16 protein-coding genes and 1 pseudogene are annotated in these 19,830 nt (G+C 36.6%); 12 read left to right on the plus strand and 5 right to left on the minus strand.

Annotation, left to right across the window (positions count from 1 at the left end):
- The first annotated feature begins 457 nt into the window (after positions 1-457).
- The 4 genes and pseudogenes from ES765_RS13705 (at position 458) to ES765_RS13720 (ending at position 2,418) form a co-directional block, all read left to right on the plus strand.
- Complete coding sequence (locus tag ES765_RS13705; protein WP_138114887.1) at positions 458-1,000, plus strand: TM2 domain-containing protein; 543 nt, start codon at positions 458-460, stop codon at positions 998-1,000.
- Positions 1,001-1,078: 78 nt separating this feature from the next.
- Positions 1,079-1,402, plus strand: coding sequence for an ArsR/SmtB family transcription factor (locus ES765_RS13710; protein ID WP_138114888.1), 324 nt, complete (start codon positions 1,079-1,081; stop codon positions 1,400-1,402).
- 93 nt (positions 1,403-1,495) lie between these two features.
- Positions 1,496-1,906, plus strand: a pseudogene (locus ES765_RS13715) (DUF6428 family protein).
- A gap of 11 nt (positions 1,907-1,917) precedes the next feature.
- Entirely contained in the window at positions 1,918-2,418 is a 501-nt protein-coding gene (locus ES765_RS13720; RefSeq protein WP_138114889.1) for a GNAT family N-acetyltransferase, read from the plus strand.
- On the opposite strand, the gene ES765_RS13725 is transcribed toward ES765_RS13720, so the two are convergent.
- From ES765_RS13725 to ES765_RS13735, 3 genes are all read right to left on the minus strand, one after another.
- On the minus strand, positions 2,415-4,244 hold the full coding sequence (locus ES765_RS13725) for a GNAT family N-acyltransferase (RefSeq protein WP_138114945.1): 1,830 nt from the start codon (positions 4,242-4,244) through the stop codon (positions 2,415-2,417). The genes ES765_RS13720 and ES765_RS13725 overlap by 4 nt on opposite strands.
- A gap of 83 nt (positions 4,245-4,327) precedes the next feature.
- The gene (locus ES765_RS13730; RefSeq protein WP_138114890.1) at positions 4,328-5,575 is read right to left on the minus strand and encodes an aspartate kinase; all 1,248 of its coding nucleotides are present in this window, start codon (positions 5,573-5,575) and stop codon (positions 4,328-4,330) included.
- Between the two features lie 46 nt (positions 5,576-5,621).
- Complete coding sequence (locus ES765_RS13735; RefSeq protein ID WP_138114891.1) at positions 5,622-6,104, minus strand: GNAT family N-acetyltransferase; 483 nt, start codon at positions 6,102-6,104, stop codon at positions 5,622-5,624.
- Positions 6,105-6,212: 108 nt separating this feature from the next.
- On the opposite strand from ES765_RS13735, the gene fbp reads away from it, so the two are divergent.
- Entirely contained in the window at positions 6,213-7,220 is a 1,008-nt protein-coding gene (fbp, locus tag ES765_RS13740) for a class 1 fructose-bisphosphatase (protein WP_138114892.1), read from the plus strand.
- Here the strand turns inward: fbp and ES765_RS13745 are convergent.
- Positions 7,217-7,639 (minus strand): TerB family tellurite resistance protein, encoded by a 423-nt coding sequence (locus ES765_RS13745; protein WP_138114893.1) that lies wholly within the window; start codon positions 7,637-7,639, stop codon positions 7,217-7,219. The two genes, fbp and ES765_RS13745, sit on opposite strands and share 4 nt — an antisense overlap.
- A gap of 102 nt (positions 7,640-7,741) precedes the next feature.
- Between ES765_RS13745 and ES765_RS13750 the strand changes: the two genes are divergently transcribed.
- The 5 genes from ES765_RS13750 to ES765_RS13770 are packed head-to-tail and all read left to right on the plus strand — an operon-like array spanning position 7,742 to position 14,575.
- Complete coding sequence (locus tag ES765_RS13750) at positions 7,742-8,767, plus strand: ligase-associated DNA damage response exonuclease (protein WP_138114894.1); 1,026 nt, start codon at positions 7,742-7,744, stop codon at positions 8,765-8,767.
- A complete protein-coding gene (locus ES765_RS13755) occupies positions 8,764-10,503 on the plus strand; it encodes an ATP-dependent DNA ligase (protein WP_138114895.1) in 1,740 nt (579 codons plus the stop codon). Before ES765_RS13750 ends, ES765_RS13755 begins: the two co-directional genes overlap by 4 nt.
- A gap of 51 nt (positions 10,504-10,554) precedes the next feature.
- On the plus strand, positions 10,555-13,026 hold the full coding sequence (locus ES765_RS13760; RefSeq protein WP_138114896.1) for a ligase-associated DNA damage response DEXH box helicase: 2,472 nt from the start codon (positions 10,555-10,557) through the stop codon (positions 13,024-13,026).
- Between the two features lie 13 nt (positions 13,027-13,039).
- A complete protein-coding gene (gene pdeM / locus ES765_RS13765) occupies positions 13,040-13,711 on the plus strand; it encodes a ligase-associated DNA damage response endonuclease PdeM (RefSeq protein WP_138114897.1) in 672 nt (223 codons plus the stop codon).
- 60 nt (positions 13,712-13,771) lie between these two features.
- A complete protein-coding gene (locus ES765_RS13770; RefSeq protein WP_138114898.1) occupies positions 13,772-14,575 on the plus strand; it encodes a tryptophan-rich sensory protein in 804 nt (267 codons plus the stop codon).
- A gap of 67 nt (positions 14,576-14,642) precedes the next feature.
- Here ES765_RS13770 and ES765_RS13775 read toward each other — a convergent pair whose 3' ends face one another.
- Positions 14,643-15,734 carry a dihydrolipoyl dehydrogenase family protein gene (locus ES765_RS13775; RefSeq protein WP_249356435.1) on the minus strand — a complete coding sequence of 364 codons (1,092 nt, stop codon included), beginning with the start codon at positions 15,732-15,734 and terminating at the stop codon, positions 14,643-14,645.
- Positions 15,735-16,103: 369 nt separating this feature from the next.
- Here ES765_RS13775 and mfd point away from each other — a divergent pair, with 369 nt between their 5' ends.
- Both mfd and ES765_RS13785 read left to right on the plus strand, forming a co-directional pair.
- Positions 16,104-19,472 (plus strand): transcription-repair coupling factor, encoded by a 3,369-nt coding sequence (mfd, locus tag ES765_RS13780; protein WP_138114899.1) that lies wholly within the window; start codon positions 16,104-16,106, stop codon positions 19,470-19,472.
- Positions 19,473-19,805: a TerB family tellurite resistance protein gene (locus tag ES765_RS13785; RefSeq protein WP_138114900.1), complete on the plus strand. Its 333-nt coding sequence runs from the start codon at positions 19,473-19,475 to the stop codon at positions 19,803-19,805.
- The last annotated feature ends 25 nt before the right edge of the window (positions 19,806-19,830 follow it).

Below are 19,830 nucleotides of genomic sequence, written 5' to 3' on the forward strand. Positions count from 1 at the left end.
TCGAGATGATTTGGGAAAACAAGGTTATATTTAACATAAGAGAAAGGTGTGGTTTTGAGTGCACCACAAAGGTAACTTTGAGGAACAGAATTCCCTTTCTCTTTTTTAATCGTTTAGGACGCTATTGGTTTAATACAACTAATCATTATTTTCACAATGCCCTTTGTGAAAATAATTTTGCGTAATACGATAGAGATTATTTTGAAAAATAAATAATTACAGATTTTATTATAAAAATCAAGTGGACAGTATTAGATAGAATAACTACACATTCTACAAGAAGAGGGTCTACCGAAAACATCTTAATCACGAGGGATAGTATAATCCCTTATTCGGGTATCTTTATAGACCCAGACAAAAACAAAATAAAACCTTGAGAACACATAAATTAAGTATTTTTATGATATACATATTTTCTTTACATTTAATAGAATTTAAATAACTAACACTTTTAACCATGTCAGATAACAATAAAGATTTAGGGGAACAAGCCGAAGACGCTATGGATAACGCCAAAAAGAAGGCAGAAAATCTTGGTGATAAAAGCAAAAAAGAAACAAAGGATTTTGGTGAAAAAGCCGAAGATACTTTTGAAAAAACCAAAAAAAAGACTGAAAAGGCTTACGATGACGCAAAAGAATTTTCAGAAGACACCAAAGAATCCACTAATGAATTTAGTGAGAACGCTAAAAAAACCGCCAATGAATTTACTGCCGGTGCCAAAGAAGCTTTTAGTGGTGCTGGAGGAGAAAATAAAAAAATGCTAGCAGGTATTTTGGCGATTGTGATTGGTTCTTTAGGAATACATAAATTTATTTTAGGATACCAAAAAGAAGGAATTATAATGCTTGTTGTAACTATCGTTTTAGGTGCTGTCACTTGTGGTATTGGGGCATCTGCAATGTGGGTTGTTGGTATAATTGAAGGTATCATCTATTTAACAAAATCTGATGAAGAGTTTTACAATACATATCAAGTAGGCAAAAAACCTTGGTTCTAACTACTTTAAGTCGGGTTTATATTTCCCGACTTTTCTTATTCAATTTAGTATCGTAATATTGCGATATACAAATATTAAATGGGCGTTACTAAAACACAAATATTCAACACAAAGCAGAACGAATTGGCTATCATCTTTAAGGTATTATCTAATCCTGCCCGTATTGCCATTCTACAATATATAAGCCAACAAGATTCTTGTATTTGCAATGACATTGTAGATGAAATTGGTTTGGCGCAACCAACAATATCACAACACCTTAAAGAACTGAAAAGTATTCATCTAATTAAAGGTGAAATTGAGGGTAAGAAGGTTTGTTATTGCATCAATCTAGATAAATGGGCAGAAATTCAAAACCTTTGCAATGCCTTTTTTAACACGACTAAAAATAATTGTTACTAATTAAAAACACATCACATGAAAACAAATGAGTTTCTCACCTAATTAAAGAAAAACACAGATAAAAGTTTAGTATTTGAATATACTCCGGGTTTATTGGTAGCCGCAAACTATCATATTACAGAGGTTAAAAATATCACCATTGACTCTGTTGATTGTGGTGCAGGTACCGATTTCTGGAAAGAAACGATTATACAACTATGGGAAAGTCCCGAAGAAATTGGCAAAAGAGATTAGATGACTACCAGCAAGGCATTAGCAATTTTAAATAAAGTTGACCAAATAAAACCCATGGAAAAAGGGGTCGAAGTAAAATTTGAATATAGTAATGCGTCTTTTCACACGGCTCAATTATTTGTCTTATCCTATCAACTTAAAGATAACACGCTTTTATTCTATCTAGGAATTGAAAAAACAGATTGTAAGGCGAAAGAAACATGCAGTATACCAGAAAACGCAGAGGAAGTCACAGAGTCATCGTGCGCACCAGGTAGCGGTTGCTGCTAACCTACAACTCTATGAAAAATGTAATCATTAGGCCAATGTTAGCAACAGATTGGGTCTCTGTTGCTAACATCTATAAACAGGGAATCGCTACAGGCATCGCCACATTTGAAACTAAGGTTCCTTCTTTTGAATTTTGGGATATGGCACATATGCAGACCTGTAGGTTTGTTGCAGAACTTAATAATGAACTCTTAGGATGGGGAGCACTTTCTCCAGTTTCTAGCAGATGTGTTTATGGTGGTGTAGCCGAAGTAAGCATTTACGTCTCAAAAGAAAGTAGGGGACAAGGTATTGGCAAGATAGTATTGAAACATTTAATAATAGCCAGCGAAAAGGAAGGTATATGGACGCTGCAATCAGGAATATTTCCAACGAACATAGGTAGTATTAAGGTACACCAAACAGCTGGCTTCAGGCTTATTGGCAAACGTGAGCGAGTGGGAAAATTAAATGGTAACTGGATCGATAATGTTCTTTTTGAACGAAGAAGCCAGGTTGTGGGTGTAGATTAAATTACATCTTTTTTCAGGCCAGGAGCCTGTGACTCTTGTAATCTGCGCTCCAATTCCACTTGAAATTCTTCCATGACCGGTTTTACCGTACTTTCAGGTAAATCTGCAATCTTAATATACATTAAACCGTCAACAGAATTGTTGAATAATGGATCCACATTAAATGCAACTACCCTCGCGTTTTGTTTGATGTATTTTTTGATAAGTACTGGCAAACGTAAACTTCCGGGCTCCACCTCATCAATTAATCGGTCAAACTTATTTAAATCGGCCTGGGTCTCATCGAAGACAAATTCTTTATCCGCATCCTTAAGTTTTACCTTAAATTCCTTTTTCGGCCTTATATACTGAGCTACATAAGGATCCCAATAATTCGATTTCATAAATTCAATCATCAATGATTTCGAAAAATTAGAAAACTGGTTACTGATACTAACTCCGCCAATAAGATACTTATGCTCTGGAAATCTAAGGGTTGTATGTACAATCCCTTTCCAAAGTAAAAATAAAGGCATTGGTTTCTGTTGGTATTCTTTAGTGATATAAGCCCGACCCATTTCAATGGAACTCTGCATCATATCATATAACTCTGGCTCAACGCGAAATAAGTCTTGAACGTAAAATCCGTCGATACCATATTGCGGAAAAATTTCAGAACCCATCCCCATGCGATACGCTCCAACAATACATTTCGCCTCGTTGTCCCAAAGAAAAAGATGATGGTAGTATGAATCAAACTTATCCAAATCAATGGCCTTATTGGTGCCTTCACCAATAGCTCTAAAAGTTACCTCCCGCTGTATTCCGATTTCTTGTAAAATAAAAGGCATATCCTGTTCTTTAGCCAAGAATACCTCGTAATTCTTACTTTGAAGCAAACGACAATCTTTCTCCCTAAGTTTCTCTATTTCTCCTTCCATTACCTCTTTACGCACCGCTGTTGCAATCTTCTTCGGTTGCTTGGGTATTTTAAGTGAAGATGGTAATTGGTCGATTAATCGCTCTTTTTCATAAGCATTAGACAATATATAGGTCTTACGACGTAGCAAATCTATATACTCTTCTAAACTTTGTTGTTCCTTTTGGGTGGCAACCGAAATTGGCTGTCCTATCCTCACTTTAATAGGTCTATTGCTTTGGCTGAAAACCTGAGAGGGTATCAATGCAGTACGAATAGAATCACCCAATTTAGCAAGACGATAGAATAGTGAACTATTCTTTGCATGAAAGTATATTGGAACCACTGGTACTTCGGCCTTGCGAATTAATTTTAATGCAGCTTCTTCCCAAGGTTTATCTACGAATAATTTACCTTCCTTAACTGTAGAAACTTCACCAGCTGGAAAAACTCCAAGTACATGACCGTCACTTAAATGTTGTAATGTATTCTTAAAACCGGCAATACTGCTTTTGGCATTCTTATGTTCTGTAAATGGATTTACTGGAATAATATAGGGCTTAATCGGCTCCATACGTTGCAGTAAAAAATTGGCCATTATCTTATAATCTGGCCGTTGTTTAACCATTAGTTTATAAAGTAAAATACCATCAATGGCACCCAAAGGGTGATTGCTAATAGTAATATAAGGGCCCTCTTTTGGCAACCGTCTAAAGTCTTCTTCGGGTATTTCGTAGTCAATCTCGAAGTGCTTTAAAATAGCATCTGCATAAGCCTCTCCCTCTAAATGCGATATAGAATCGTAAATGGAATTGATACGTGAAATACGTGTAATTTTCAATAGCACCCAACCAATAAAAGTGCCAACTACTCCATATTTGGCAAGATTGATGGTCTTGGCAATTTCTTTAGCGGTAACTAAACCCATATTATCATCCTCATTTAGATTGTAAATATAGGAAAATAGCACTAGGAGCACCATTTTTCCCAAGTGCTAAATATAAATGTAAATTACTTTACCACTAGCTGTACTATTTCCGTTCCACGCTGTTCTAAAAGCAATTCTTTTCCTTTTTGAAGTGATTCTAATGCCTTAGTGTCAAAATGGCGAATTGTATATAGTGAAACGTTCTCATGATAAGCCACCGTGAACTTACTTTTTAATTGTTGCAAAAGTGCTTCCAAACCTCCAAATTTATTGTCAACACATACCGAAAAGCTAATGGCTGAATTCTGGATAAGGTCTACTTTAATTTTGTGTTCATGGAATAACTTGAAAAGTTCACTTATACTATCTTCAACAATAAATGAAAAATCAAGAGATGATAATTTCATTAAAACTTGATTCTTTTTCACTATAAAACAAGGCACCTTTGGTTCAATTCCAACACCCTTACCTACCGTCGTTCCATTATTCTTAGGATTTAAAAAAGATTTCACAAGTAATGGAATTTCCTTTCTCTGCAATGGCTGCAAAGTCTTAGGGTGAATTACAGATGCCCCATAAAATGCTAATTCAATTGCTTCTCTATAAGATATATTATTCAGTAGCTGGGTTTCCCTAAAGTATCTAGGGTCTGCATTCAAAACACCTGGCACATCTTTCCAGATGGTTACAGAATCAGCATTTAAACAATATGCTAAAATTGCTGCTGTATAATCGGATCCTTCACGGCCCAAGGTTGTAGTAAAGTTATTATCATCACTACCTAGAAAACCTTGTGTAATGTTTAAAATTTTTCTATCGATTTTGGCAACATTCTCTTGGGTTCGTTCCCAGTTTACGGCGGTATCTCGGTAACTACTGTCGGTTTTTATGAAGTTTCGTACATCTAACCAATTATTGGCAATTCCAATTTCCTTAAAATAAGCACTTACAATTGTGGTAGCAATCAATTCTCCATACCCTACAATTTGATCATAAACAAAATTATAGTTAGGTGATTTGTTCCACGCCATAAACCCATTGACTTCATCGATCAGAATTTTTATATCCTTATAAATGACATGTTTGGTATTAGGGAATAATTCGGATACAATACCATGGTGATAATCTACCAATTCTGCCACTTTTGAAGGTATCTTCTGCTTATCGTTAAAATAGGCGTTTATAATATCTTCCATAGAGTTAGTTGTTTTGCCCATGGCTGAAACTACCAATAAGGTATTCTCATACCCAACCTCTTTTAAAACCTTAACAACATTTCTAACCCCATCTGCATCTTTTACGGATGCTCCCCCAAATTTAAAAACCCTCATATTTTAGTATACGTTAATTTAAACTCTTCATTCAATTTTGTTTTTTTCAAGCCATGGCATTTAAATAATTTCTTATTCCGGTTTCATCTAATTGTACGACATCCCAATCACGCATAACATTGGCTCCCTTACGTTCATAAAAACCGATAGCAGGCTCATTCCAATCTATAACTTCCCAACTAATTCGTTTTACGCCTAAATCGTTTCCGTATTTCACGACTTCATCTAAAAGGGCGGTTCCTAAACCAGTACCACGCATTTCCTTCGTCACTATCAAATCTTCTAAATGGATAACAGGTCCTTTCCAGGTAGAATATCTTGGGTATACCAATGCCATACCCACTGTTTTGTTATTCTTTTCCGCAACAAAACAATGAAACAATTTATGTTTACCAAAACCATCTTCTTCCAAATTTTGCTGATTCACCTCTACGGCATCATTTTCCTTTTCAAAAATGGCCAATTCATGAATTAATTGAAGCACTTGCTTCATATCTTCTCTTTGGGCCGTTCTAATCGTATATTCCATAATTGTTACAAATAAAACACAAAGTTATAAATTTAAAAAATCAAAATGAAGCCAAAATTGATGGTTTCACAAAATAGCCGATATTTGTATCGTAACTATAAATAACTCATGGCACCTAAAAGAAATCAAACCTTAGGCGAATTTATTATTGAAAATCAGGATTCCTTTCAATATTCATCAGGAGAACTATCAAAGCTCATTAATGCCATTCGATTAGCGGCCAAAGTTGTTAATCACGAAGTAAGTAAAGCTGGGTTAATTGACATTTTAGGTGGTGTAGGTGAAACCAATATACAAGGCGAGGACCAGCAAAAACTAGATCTTTTTGCTAATGAAAAATTCATACAAACACTAAGGAATAGAGAAATTGTTTGTGGTATTGCATCTGAAGAAGAAGATAGTTTTATCAGTATTAATAGTAGTGATGATAATCATCAGAATAAATATATTGTTCTCATCGATCCTTTAGATGGTTCTTCAAACATTGATGTAAACGTTTCTGTCGGCACCATTTTTTCTATATACAGAAGAATAACACCTATTGGAACTCCAGTTAAAATCGAAGATTTTTTACAGCCAGGCAACAAACAAGTTGCTGCAGGTTATGTGGTTTACGGTACCTCAACAATGTTAGTGTATACCACAGGTGATGGTGTTAACGGCTTTACCTTGAACCCAGCTTTGGGCACATTCTACCTATCACACCCTGACATGAAGTTTCCAGAAGAAGGTAAAATATATTCTGTAAATGAAGGCAACTATGTTCATTTTCATCAAGGAGTGAAAGATTATATTAAATATTGCCAAATGCAAGAAGGAGACCGGCCTTATACCTCAAGATATATTGGCTCATTAGTTTCTGACTTTCATAGAAACATGATTAAAGGTGGTATTTACATGTACCCAAAAAGTAGTGTAACCGCAAGCGGTAAACTACGATTGCTTTACGAATGTAATCCTATGGCCTTTATAGCGGAACAGGCAAACGGATTGGCCGTTGCAGGTAAATCACGAATAATGGACATTGAGCCAACAGAATTACATCAACGGGTTCCCTTTTTCTGTGGTAGCCGAAAAATGGTAGAAAAACTACAAGAATTCTTGAGTAAATATTAGTGATTTAATAGGTATAAATAATCTTCAAAATCTATTTTACCTCCAAAAATAGCTACTGAACGCTCAATGACCTTATCGGCTTTTTCACCTGTAAAGCCCATTCCTATAGCATATTTTTTAATTAAAATCATTTCCTCATTGTCTATTCCATGGTCCGTATAGATGATTCGGAAAAAATCAAAGAGTCTTTCTAATCGTTTTTCCGCATCATGGGAAGGATCGATTGGATATTTATTTTCTTTTTTTATTACCTCCTCAAATTCAGATTTGGTAATATCCAATTTAGTTGCAAAACGATCTAACATATTTTTCTCCTCAATACTTAGCTCACCATCAATAGCGGCCAAAGTTGACAATGCGGCAAAATGGGCTAAATTTCTTCTGTGTTCTCCACTCGTATATAAATCTGCAAAAGACATATCTTAATTTTAAATTATGAGACAAATATAATTTTTTTACAGGTCATAGTTTACATCTGGCACAACTTTGTTCTTTTCAAAAATTTGTAACTTTCGATAGCTATGAAATCACCCCTTTTAAAATTTACAAGCAATGGTATCTATTGCGAAAAAGCGAAAGTATATCTTGACCCATGGAAACCTGTCGATAAAGCCATCATTTCTCACGGTCATGCCGATCATAGTCGTTATGGTCATAAACAATATATCACTCACCACCGAAATATACCCATTATTTCGCACCGTTTAGGAGAGATTAATGTGACAGGAAAAGATTGGGGGGAAACATTCATCATCAACAATGTAAAATTTAGTCTGCACCCAGCCGGTCATATTATAGGGTCATCGCAGATTAGAGTGGAACATAATGGTGAAATTTGGGTCTTTACAGGAGATTATAAAACGGAAAATGATGGTATTTCAACTCCCTATGAACCCATTCGCTGCGATACGTTTATAACCGAATGTACCTTTGGCCTTCCTGCTTTTAAATGGATACCCCAAGTAGAGGTTTTTGAGGATATAAATAATTGGTGGGCAGAAAATAGGGCTGAAGGTAAAACATCTATTTTATTCGGATACAGCTTAGGAAAAGCCCAACGTTTACTCAAATATTTAAACACAGACATTGGTGAAATTTACACCCATGGAGCTATCGAAAATATGACCGAAGTATTACGGCCTCTAGTTGATTTTCCAAAAACTACATTAATAACCAAGGATACAAAGAAAGACCAATTATTGGGCAATATAGTTCTAGCGCCACCAAGTACTCATGGCAGCACCTGGATTCGCAAGATGGTGCCTTATGTAACCGCATCTGCCAGCGGATGGATGACCTTTAGAGGCGCACGACGAAGAAGAGCCCTTGACAAAGGTTTTGTACTTAGCGACCACTGTGATTGGACAGAGCTGCTTTCAAGCATTAAGGAAACGGGTGCAGAAAAAGTGATTTGCACCCATGGCTATACCGACATATTTTCTCGTTATTTAAGAGAACAAGGGTATGATGCCCGTACTGAAGCAACCCAATATGGAGAGGAAGAAACAGAAGCTGCATTGGCTTCCACATCAACCGAAACAGTATGAAAAATTTTGCTCTTCTCATAAAAGCTTTGGACAGCACCAATAAAACTACAGTTAAGGTACAGGCTTTGACCAACTATTTTCTAAATGCAAACGATGCTGATAAGGTTTGGACGATAGCCATACTTTCGCATCGCAGGCCACCAAGGCCTGTAAATACAACTATACTAAGGAAATGGGCCTCTGAGCTAGCGAAAATTCCACTTTGGTTGTTCGAGGAAAGCTATCACATTGTGGGTGATTTAGCCGAAACCATTGCTTTGGTTATCCCTACTGCTAAACTAGCATCAGAGAAAAGCTTGACTGTATTTTTGCAAGAAATGATTGTCCTGAAGAAAAAGGCCGACGAAGATAAAAAGGCCTATCTCTATGAAAATTGGGAGGTGCTAAATTACTACGAACGCTTTGTTTTCACCAAACTAATAACTGGTGGTTTTAGAATTGGTGTCAGCCAAAAACTAATGACCCGTGCATTGGCGAAAGCTACAGAAATCGATGAAGATATATTAGCCTATAAACTAATGGGCAACTGGGACCCCAATACCATTTCGTTTGAGCAATTGATCCTTGAGGAAAATGAGAGCGATTACCTTTCAAAACCGTATCCGTTTTATCTAGCGTACGCTATAGAGGGAGATGGCAAGAATTTAGGCGATGTTACCGATTGGTCTGCTGAACATAAATGGGATGGTATTCGTTCTCAAGTCATTCTACGAAATGATGAATTATTTGTGTGGAGCCGTGGAGAAGAATTAGTGACCGATAAATATCCGGAATTCGAAAAGTTTATTGGCGTGATTCCAAATGGTACCGTTATCGATGGTGAAATACTACCTTATCTTAATGGAACCATTGGCACCTTTAATGATCTTCAGACCAGAATAGGTAGAAAAAACGTCTCGGCCGCACTGCTAAAAAAAGTCCCGGTCATTTTAAAAGCTTATGACCTTTTAGAATGGGAAGGGGAAGATATACGTAAGCTGCCTTTTATAGAACGTAGGAAATTGTTAGAAAAGCTTTTTGAAATGGTGACCAAGAAGGCAGAGTTGATTTCGGTTACACTCAACCACCAAGATAAGTTAAGCAACAAGGGCACAGAGGTTAGCAAAGATAAGGTTACTGAGCGGAGCCGAAGTACCATTCCCTTTCACCTTTCAGAAACCATACATTTTTCAACTTGGGAAGAAGTAGCCAATGAACGGAAACGTTCACGTGAAAAACATAGTGAGGGCCTAATGCTAAAACGCAAAGACTCTCCGTATTTAGTAGGAAGAAAAAAGGGAGATTGGTGGAAATGGAAAGTAGATCCATTGACTATAGATGCTGTACTTACGTATGCAATGCGTGGTCATGGTAGGCGAAGTAACCTTTTTACCGATTATACATTTGCTCTTTGGAATGAAAATGAGAACGGGGAAAAGGAACTGGTCACTTTTGCCAAAGCGTATTCTGGTCTTACGGATGCAGAGTTTAGAAAACTTGATGCATGGATAAAGAAAAATACATTGGAGCGTTTTGGCCCTGTACGGAGTGTAACACCGCATCACGTTTTTGAAATAGCATTTGAAGGGATAGCGGTATCCAAACGACATAAAAGTGGTATAGCCACACGGTTTCCTAGAATGTTGCGTTGGCGTAAGGATAAGAATATTCATGAAGCAAATTCTTTGGATGACTTAAAGGCACTAGTACCAAGCACAATTAAGAAATCTGATGAAATTAAATCTAAGAAAGAATAAAGCTTACATCAATAAACAACATATTAAACTAACTGTTTCGTTACACCCGCAATGACTACTAGAGAAGAACTTTTCAATATCGCAGAAAATTGGTTCCAAGAACAAGAATGGAAACCTTTCAAATTCCAAAAAGATACATGGAAGGCTTTTTTACAGGGTAAAAATGGACTTTTAAATGCACCTACAGGCAGTGGTAAAACATATGCGCTTTGGTTTCCTATTGTTTTAAACTACATCAAGAAAAACCCCAATTATAAAACCAAACATACCAAAGGACTAAAAGCTATTTGGATTACACCCTTACGTGCTCTTTCCCAAGAAATAAAACTATCTGCAGAACGGGTTACGGTAGATTTGGGTACTCAAATGACCGTCGGTATTCGATCGGGCGACACCACTACTAATGAACGGTCCCAACAAAAAAAACAAATGCCCGATTTATTAATTACCACTCCAGAAAGTCTTCAATTATTATTAGCAACAAAGGGGTATGACAAGATTTTCAAAGACTGTTCTGCTATAGTCGTAGATGAATGGCACGAAATTTTGGGTACCAAACGTGGTGTGCAAATGGAGTTGGCATTGTCGCGAATCAAGACTATTTCAAAAGAGTTACGCATTTGGGGAATATCTGCAACCATTGGCAACTTAGAACAAGCACGAGATGTTCTATTAGGTCAGGAATCAGGAGCCCTTAAAAATTCGGTCTTGATTAAAGCGAATATCAATAAAAAGATTACAGTAAAAAGTATTATTCCTAAGAAAATGGAAGCCTTTCCTTGGAGAGGACATCTTGGCTTACATTTACTGGAAGAGGTTATTCCCATCATCAATAACAGTAAAACTACCCTACTTTTCACCAATACCCGAAGCCAGTGTGAAATCTGGTTTCAGAAAATTTTGGAGAAGCACCCAGAATATGCAGGTGAAATGGCCATGCACCATGGCAGCATCAATAAAGAAACACGGGTTTGGGTAGAAAACGCTATTCGAAATGAAAAACTAAAAGCGGTCGTTTGTACCTCAAGTTTAGATTTAGGTGTTGATTTTGCTCCCGTAGAAACGGTAATCCAAATTGGCGGACCCAAAGGAGTAGCCCGTTTTCTTCAACGTGCAGGTCGCAGTGGCCACAGACCAGGAAAAGAAAGTGTCATTTACTTTTTACCTACCCATGCAATAGAATTGATTGAGGCATCGGCATTGCAAAAAGCAGTCAAACAAAATACCGTAGAAGACCGCCTACCCTATCTTAACAGCTATGATGTATTATTACAATACTTGACCACCCTTGCTATTTCAGATGGATTTTATCCTAACGAAATTTATCAAGAAATCAAGCAAACCTTTTGCTATCAGACACTAACAGAGAATCGGTGGCAGTGGCTCTTAAATTTTTTGGTTATGGGCAGTCAAAGCTTACAATCGTATGATGAATATAAAAAGGTTGAGGTGGAAGATGATGGAAAATTTATAGTAAATAATCGTGGAGTGGCCATGCGGCATCGCTTTCAAATCGGGACTATCGTTGGCGATGTGAATTTAGCTGTAAAATATCAGAAGGGCGGCTACATAGGTTCTATTGAAGAGTTCTTTATCTCTAAATTGAACAGAGGCGATGTGTTTACCTTTGCTGGTCGTAATCTAGAGTTTATCCGTATTAAAGAGATGACCGTGCAGGTTAAAAACTCCATAAAAAAAACAAACAAGATTTCTAGTTGGATGGGTAGCCGATTAACACTTTCTGCTCAAATGTCAGAATTACTTAGAAACGAGCTCTATAGCTCTAGCGAACCAAAAGAAAATCAATCTATTGAAATTCGTTCATTGGCTCCGCTTTTTGAACGTCAACGAAGGGAAAGTATGGTGCCAAAGCCTAGCGAATTCCTTATTGAAACTTTTAAAACCCGTGATGGGTATCATCATATTTTTTACCCCTTTGAAGGAAGGTTTGTGCATGAAGCAATGGGTAGCCTTTTAGGATATCGCATTAGCCTACTCTCCCCTATTACATTTTCTTTGGCCTTCAATGATTACGGTTTTGAATTACTATCTGATCAAGCCATAGACATACAGCAGGTATTGGACAATAATCTATTCTCCACGGAATATTTGTTGGACGATTTACAGAAAAGTCTCAATTCTACCGAAATGGCCCGACGTAAATTTAGGGATGTCGCCATCATCAGTGGAATGGTTTTTACTGGATATCCCAAAAAAGGTATTAAAATGAAACATTTACAAAGTAGTTCTCAATTACTATTTGATGTGTTTCGTGATTACGAACCAGATAACTTGTTGTTTCAACAAGCCTTTACCGAGACCTTTGAACATCAGTTAGAAACAGGCCGTTTACGTCTTTCTTTAGAACGTATTGCCACTCAAGAAATGGTATGGAAAGAATGTGAAAAAGCTACTCCATTTTCTTTCCCATTAATTACAGACCGCATGAGTAGGGAAAAACTATCTAGTGAAAAATTAGCTGACCGTATCAAAAAAATGGCAGCACTATTGATGAAGAAATAGATAATTTTGCTCCATGACCCATCCTATTCAGCTACATGGCCAATCATTTCAAATGCACTTTTCAGGTGCGCTCTTTTGGATAGAAAAATCCCTGTTATTGATTAGCGATGTTCATTTGGGCAAAGTATCGCACTTTAGAAAATATGGGGCAGCTGTACCACAAGCCGCTGTTCAAAAGAATTTTGAAATGATGGACACTTCCGTCGATTTTTTTAAGCCAAAAACGATTGTCTTCATGGGTGATTTATTCCATTCCTCACTGAACAACGAATGGGTGCTTTTTGAGGAGTGGGTTCGTTCAAAATCGGTAGAAATCATTTTGGTGCGTGGTAATCACGATATTATATCACCCTTAAAATATGAGGGTTTGGGCGTAAAGGTGATTCAAGAACTAATCTTGGATTCGTTTTTATTGACGCATCACCCAGAAGAACGCGACGGTCTATTTAATTTTTCAGGTCATATTCACCCCGCCATTCGGTTAAGTGGATTGGGTAGACAATCGGTTAGGTTTCCTTGCTTTTACAAAACGGATAATCAAATGATACTTCCTGCTTTTGGAAATTTTACTGGCTCTCACACCCTAGAACCTTGCACCGGTTGTGAAGTTTTTGCCGTTTTGGTTGACGCTGTAGTACCCGTACCTATCAAAGAAGTGAAAAAAAAACGTTTCAATCAGAAATAGTCCATTTAATACCCTAAAAGAGCATAACTTTAAAACACAATTCTACTAGCCTTACGCCTTATGAAGAAAAAGCTATCCGTACTCAACTTAGCATCGGTTATTTTAGTTATCGTCGTAAATTATATCTCACAGGTCTTTTCATTTAATAACACTACGATTGGTGAAATTAGTGCTCGATATGTTAATCTATTTACACCCGCTAGTTATGCTTTTGCCATTTGGGGTATTATATTTTTAGCCTTATTGGCTTATGGTATTTTTCAGATTCGAAGAGCCTTTTTTAGTAAAAAAGAAAGTTTGTTCATTAAACATACAGGGTATTGGTTCATATTGGCCAATGTGCTAAACTGTTGTTGGGTCTTTGCATTTGTTTATGATTATACGGGACTATCCGTACTTATTATGTTTGGAATTCTATTTTCACTGATTAAGGTCATTCTGAACACAAATATGGAACGTTGGGATGCTCCAATAACTACCATTGCATTTGTTTGGTGGCCCATCTGTCTTTACAGTGGATGGATATCTGTAGCAACTATTGCCAACATCTCGGCTTATTTAAGCAAACTAGATTGGAATGGCGGTATATTTTCTGAAGTCGCTTGGACTATCATTATGATTATAGTTGCCGTTGCACTTAACCTTTTAATGATTTGGAAACGAAATATGCGAGAATTCACAGCTGTAGGTATTTGGGCACTTTTCGCTATTTACAGCAGACATCAAGATGCTTATATAACCATCGCATTTACTGCACTGACTGGGTGTATTATCCTTTTTATAGCCATTATAGCACATGCGTATAAAAACAGACAGACCAATCCATTTAAAAAATTGCAAGAACGATTAGAGCGTTATTTCTAAACCATACTTTTTATATCATTTACCCAAGATGGATAAGAGAAAATAGTAGATTTCATATCTTTGTCGGTCATCCCCTTATCGATGGCGAGTGCAAAAATATTAATTGTTTTCCCGCATGTGGACCTAAAAGATGTGCACCTACAATTTCTCCTGTGCGATCATTCGTTATAATTTTATAAGCATACAGAGGCACATTAATATGCTTAGCATTGAACCAACCCGTCTCGACTTCAAAATTGACTCGAATATTTTTATACTTACTACTTACCTCCTTCTCAGAATAACCGACTGTTGCCAAATTAGGCAGTGTAAATACCAAGGATGGAATAACTGGAACTTCCAATTGTTGCTGGTTACCCTTCAACATATTTTCTAAAACCAAATGCCCTTGCCTGCCAGATAGTGGTGTTAATGGAACGTTTTTATCAGAAACATCGCCACAAGCATACACATTCGAATTACTGGCACTTTGCAAATAGACATTTGTTTCAATACCTATTTCATTGAAGGCTATATTCCCTCTTTCCAAATCTAAATTAGATAATGCTGGCACTCTTCCTGCTATATTAAAAACAACATAAGTTTTGATTGTTTTCGAAGCACCTTTAACTTCATAAGACAATTTAAAACGTTTCCTTTTTTTCTTTACAGCTATTGGTTTAGCCCCGAATATGAATTTAATTCCTATTGATTCAGAATATTTTGTTAGCTCTTTTACCAAATCAGGATCAAAAGCTTTCAATGGTCTCTTTCCTGTATCTATAACAGTAACTTCTGCACCTGATCTGGCTGCTATATGTGCGAATTCCATTCCAATATAACCTGCGCCAATAAGAACAATACTTTTGGGTAATTTTTTAAGGTTGAGGAAATCATCACTTATTTTAATATGCTTTGAACCTGTAATTGAAAGCGTTCGAGGCACTAACCCCGTAACAATTAAAATCTGACTTGCAGTTACTGTCTCACCCTCTACTAACAAGGTATGTTCATCTACAAATTTTGGAGATTGGTGGTATAACTTCATTCCCAATTCCTTTAATTTCTTCTCGGTCGAGGCAGGAATATTTTCGGTAAAACTTCTTTTGAACTTTTGTAGTTGCTCCCAATTGATTGTTGTCGATTTACAAATACCTTTTCCAATTAAATTCTGAGTCAATTCGAAGGCTTCGGTTGCACCTATTAAATATTTTTTGAATCACAGCCCCTATTCGAGCAAGTGCCTCCAAATTCACGAATATCTGCTATTGCTACTTTCTTACCAGCTTTTACTCAAGCTTTGGCCACCGTTTATCCGGCAACGCCACTACCAATGACAAAAACATCAAATTTCTTTTCATCCATATTTATATAATATTTCAACTACGCCACCAACCATTTTCAACACTATATCATTTGCAAAGTTTAGTTAGGTTATTTGCAACACTCTAAATTGCAACTTTTATGGGCTACTACGTGACCCATATTCGATAAAAATGAATTGTATCCATTCCGTCGGTATCCTTATATTTGTAAAAAAAAATAACTGTTGAGCCATTCTTCTATCCAACAACGGTACGATCAGTCTCCCCAAACCGAGAAACTGCTAGACACTATTGCCAATTCTCAAACTACAGCAACTAAAAACATCCAATTAAATGGACTAATGGGCTCTTCCCTTTCCTTTATTCTGGCTTCTGTTTTTAACCATACAGAACGCCCCTTTCTCGCTATTTTTAATGACAAAGAAGAAGCTGCTTATTACCTTAATGATTTAGAACGGCTTATTGGTGAAGATGATGTGCTCTTTTACCCAGGTAGTTACAGAAGACCCTATCAAATTGAGGAAACAGACAATGCCAATGTGCTTTTACGTGCAGAGGTTTTAAACCGGATAAATTCAAGAAAAAAACCTGCAATCATTGTCACTTACCCCGATGCTCTTTTTGAAAAAGTAGTTACTCGAAAAGAACTGGACAAGAATACCTTGAAGATGAAATTGGGAGACACCCTCTCTTTAGATTTTCTGAACGAGATACTATTCGAATATAAATTCAAACGGGTTGATTTTGTTACGGAACCAGGCGAATTTTCAGTTCGCGGAGGCATTGTAGACGTTTATTCCTTTTCTCATGATGAACCCTATCGTATTGAATTTTTTGGTGACGAAATAGATAGTATTAGAACCTTTGATGTGGAAACACAACTGTCAAAAGAAAAGGTGAAATCAATTACCGTTGTACCCAACATGGCTAACAAGTTTTTGAATGAAAAAAGACAAAGCTTTTTAACCTATGTAGCATCAAAAACCTTGGTTTTTTCTAAAAATACTGACTTTTTATATGGCCGTTTAGATGAATTTTATGAAAAAGCAAAAGAGGCTTTTACCAAATTATCAAAAGACATCAAACATGCAGAACCAGAAGAATTATTTATGGGTGGTGCCGAATTTAAGCAGCACCTATTAAATTTCACATGTTTGACGATGGATTCTCAGAGGGATGCATCGAACATGGTAGAATTCCACACCAAACCCCAACCCTCATTCAATAAAAAATTCGACTTGCTCATCGAAAATCTTAACGGTTACCGCGAACAAGGGTATACCAACTATATTTTTTGTGCTAGCGAGCAACAGGCTAAACGTTTTCATGACATTTTTGAAGAAGTCAACGAACAGGTACATTATCAAATTATCGTTTTTCCCTTGTTTCAAGGTTTTGTAGATGTTGACCAAAAATTAGTTTGCTATACCGACCATCAAATTTTTGAACGTTACCACAAGTTCCATCTAAAAAATGGCTATGCCAAAAAGCAAGCCATTACCTTAAAGGAACTGAACAAGCTTGAAGTTGGAGACTATGTAACCCATATAGACCATGGTATTGGTAAGTTTGGCGGACTCCAGAAAATTGATGTAGAAGGCAAAAAACAAGAAGCCATAAAGTTAATGTATGGCGAGCGCGACATTCTTTATGTTAGCATTCATTCGTTACATAAAATTTCCAAATTCAATGGAAAAGACGGTACTCCTCCAAAAATCTACAAATTAGGTTCTGGAGCTTGGAAAAAAATCAAGGAAAAAACAAAGACCAGGGTTAAGAAAATTGCTTTTGACCTAATTAAAATCTATGCGAAACGAAGACTTGAAAAAGGATTTCAATATAACCCAGACAGCTACCTTCAAAATGAACTCGAAGCTTCATTCATTTATGAAGATACGCCCGATCAAAGTACCGCTACTGAAGATGTAAAGAGAGACATGGAAAGTGAACGACCAATGGATCGTTTAATTTGTGGAGATGTTGGATTTGGAAAAACAGAAGTTGCTATACGTGCCGCATTTAAAGCCGTTGACAATGGTAAACAAGTGGCAATTTTGGTCCCGACCACAATATTAGCATTTCAACACCACCGAACTTTTACCGAACGCTTAAAGGAAATGCCTGTTACCGTAGATTACCTGAATCGATTTCGAACAGCAAAGGAAAAAAAGGAGACCTTAGAGAAATTGGCTTCAGGAAAGGTAGATATCATTATTGGTACACATCAATTAGTGAACAAGAATGTTAAATTCAACGATTTGGGCCTTTTAATTGTAGATGAGGAACAAAAATTTGGAGTGGCAGTAAAAGACAAATTAAAGTCTATTAAAGAAAATGTTGATGTGCTCACTTTAACAGCAACTCCAATTCCGCGAACCCTTCAATTTAGCCTTATGGCAGCACGTGATCTTTCTACTATTAATACGGCACCACCTAATAGGTACCCTATAGAAAGCAATGTAGTACGATTTAATGAAGAAATCATTAGGGATGCCGTAAGTTATGAAATCGAGCGAGGAGGCCAGGTGTTCTTTATTCATAACCGTATTGAAAATATAAAAGAAGTTGCAGGGATGATTCAGCGTCTGGTACCGAATGCAAAAGTAGCTATAGGACATGGTCAAATGGAGGGGAAAAAACTCGAAGCCCTAATGTTGAGCTTCATGAACAGTGAATTCGATGTACTTGTTTCTACCACTATTGTTGAAAGTGGCTTGGACGTTACCAATGCCAATACTATTTTCATAAATAATGCCAACAATTTTGGCTTGAGCGATCTTCATCAAATGCGTGGCCGTGTAGGTCGTGGCAATAAAAAAGCATTTTGTTACTTTATTACACCACCCTACGAAGTTATGACCAATGATGCCCGTAAACGAATTGAAGCATTAGAACAGTTTACAGAATTAGGAAGCGGATTTAATATTGCCATGAAAGATTTAGAAATTAGGGGCGCAGGTGACCTTTTAGGTGGCGAACAAAGTGGTTTCATCAATGAAATAGGTTTTGAAACCTATCAGAAAATATTGGCTGAAGCGATTGATGAACTAAAAGAAAATGAGTTTAAAGAATTATATGAAGAAGTAGAGGGCCCACATGAAAAGATTTTTGTCAAAGAAACACAGATAGATTCAGACTTCGAACTCCTGTTCCCAGATGATTATATCAATAATATTACAGAAAGGCTTACCTTATACACTGATTTAAATCAAGTTAAGAACGAAGAAGCCCTTCAAAAATTTGAGGCACAATTGGTAGATCGGTTTGGAGAGCTCCCTGATGAAGCTGCAGATTTATTAAATTCCGTTCGCATCAAATGGATTGCAAATAGCATCGGTCTGGAGAAAATCGTTATGAAACAAGGTAAAATGATTGGATATTTTATAAGTAACCAACAATCAGAATTCTATCAGACAACAACGTTTACTCGTGTATTACACTATGCGCAATCACATGCACAGCAGTGTAAAATAAAAGAGAAACAAACCCGTAATGGACTTCGATTATTGTTAGTTTTTGAAAATATACGATCTGTAGACAGAGCATATTTAGCTTTAAAATCATTTGAAATAAAAGAGAAACAAACAGTTTAAATGAAATTTAATATATCTGAAAAATTGGCCATGGTCAATGTTATCGATTCTGTAATTGTGGCCGATGGTAAAGTTCACAAAGGAGAAATAAACGCACTGAGTCAATTAATGGCAGTAATTGATTTTGATAGTAATTTTTTGATTCAGGCCCGTACAATTGATACAGAGCAAAGTGTGGTAATATTGAAGGAGATGCCACAGGAAAAAAAAGACAAACTCGCCCAGATTTTAGAAGACGTTGCTATTTCAGATGGTTTTGTACATAAAAAGGAAAATGATGTCATGAACCATATTTTTTCGGCTATCGGTGTTGTAAAAGTTCAGAAGAATTAGCGGAAAATTAGTAATGAGATTAGCT

Origin of the sequence: Maribacter sp. ACAM166 (assembly GCF_005771495.1) — a bacterium.
GTDB lineage: Bacteria > Bacteroidota > Bacteroidia > Flavobacteriales > Flavobacteriaceae > Maribacter.

Bases quoted from the DNA above. Each gene is read 5' to 3' on its own strand.
- ES765_RS13705 (WP_138114887.1), top strand. From the start codon at position 458: ATGTCAGATAACAATAAAGATTTAGGGGAACAAGCCGAAGACGCTATG.
- ES765_RS13710 (WP_138114888.1), top strand. From the start codon at position 1,079: ATGGGCGTTACTAAAACACAAATATTCAACACAAAGCAGAACGAATTG.
- ES765_RS13720 (WP_138114889.1), top strand. From the start codon at position 1,918: ATGAAAAATGTAATCATTAGGCCAATGTTAGCAACAGATTGGGTCTCT.
- ES765_RS13725 (WP_138114945.1), bottom strand. From the start codon at position 4,244: ATGGGTTTAGTTACCGCTAAAGAAATTGCCAAGACCATCAATCTTGCC.
- ES765_RS13730 (WP_138114890.1), bottom strand. From the start codon at position 5,575: ATGAGGGTTTTTAAATTTGGGGGAGCATCCGTAAAAGATGCAGATGGG.
- ES765_RS13735 (WP_138114891.1), bottom strand. From the start codon at position 6,104: ATGGAATATACGATTAGAACGGCCCAAAGAGAAGATATGAAGCAAGTG.
- fbp (WP_138114892.1), top strand. From the start codon at position 6,213: ATGGCACCTAAAAGAAATCAAACCTTAGGCGAATTTATTATTGAAAAT.
- ES765_RS13745 (WP_138114893.1), bottom strand. From the start codon at position 7,639: ATGTCTTTTGCAGATTTATATACGAGTGGAGAACACAGAAGAAATTTA.
- ES765_RS13750 (WP_138114894.1), top strand. From the start codon at position 7,742: ATGAAATCACCCCTTTTAAAATTTACAAGCAATGGTATCTATTGCGAA.
- ES765_RS13755 (WP_138114895.1), top strand. From the start codon at position 8,764: ATGAAAAATTTTGCTCTTCTCATAAAAGCTTTGGACAGCACCAATAAA.
- ES765_RS13760 (WP_138114896.1), top strand. From the start codon at position 10,555: ATGACTACTAGAGAAGAACTTTTCAATATCGCAGAAAATTGGTTCCAA.
- pdeM (WP_138114897.1), top strand. From the start codon at position 13,040: ATGACCCATCCTATTCAGCTACATGGCCAATCATTTCAAATGCACTTT.
- ES765_RS13770 (WP_138114898.1), top strand. From the start codon at position 13,772: ATGAAGAAAAAGCTATCCGTACTCAACTTAGCATCGGTTATTTTAGTT.
- ES765_RS13785 (WP_138114900.1), top strand. From the start codon at position 19,473: ATGAAATTTAATATATCTGAAAAATTGGCCATGGTCAATGTTATCGAT.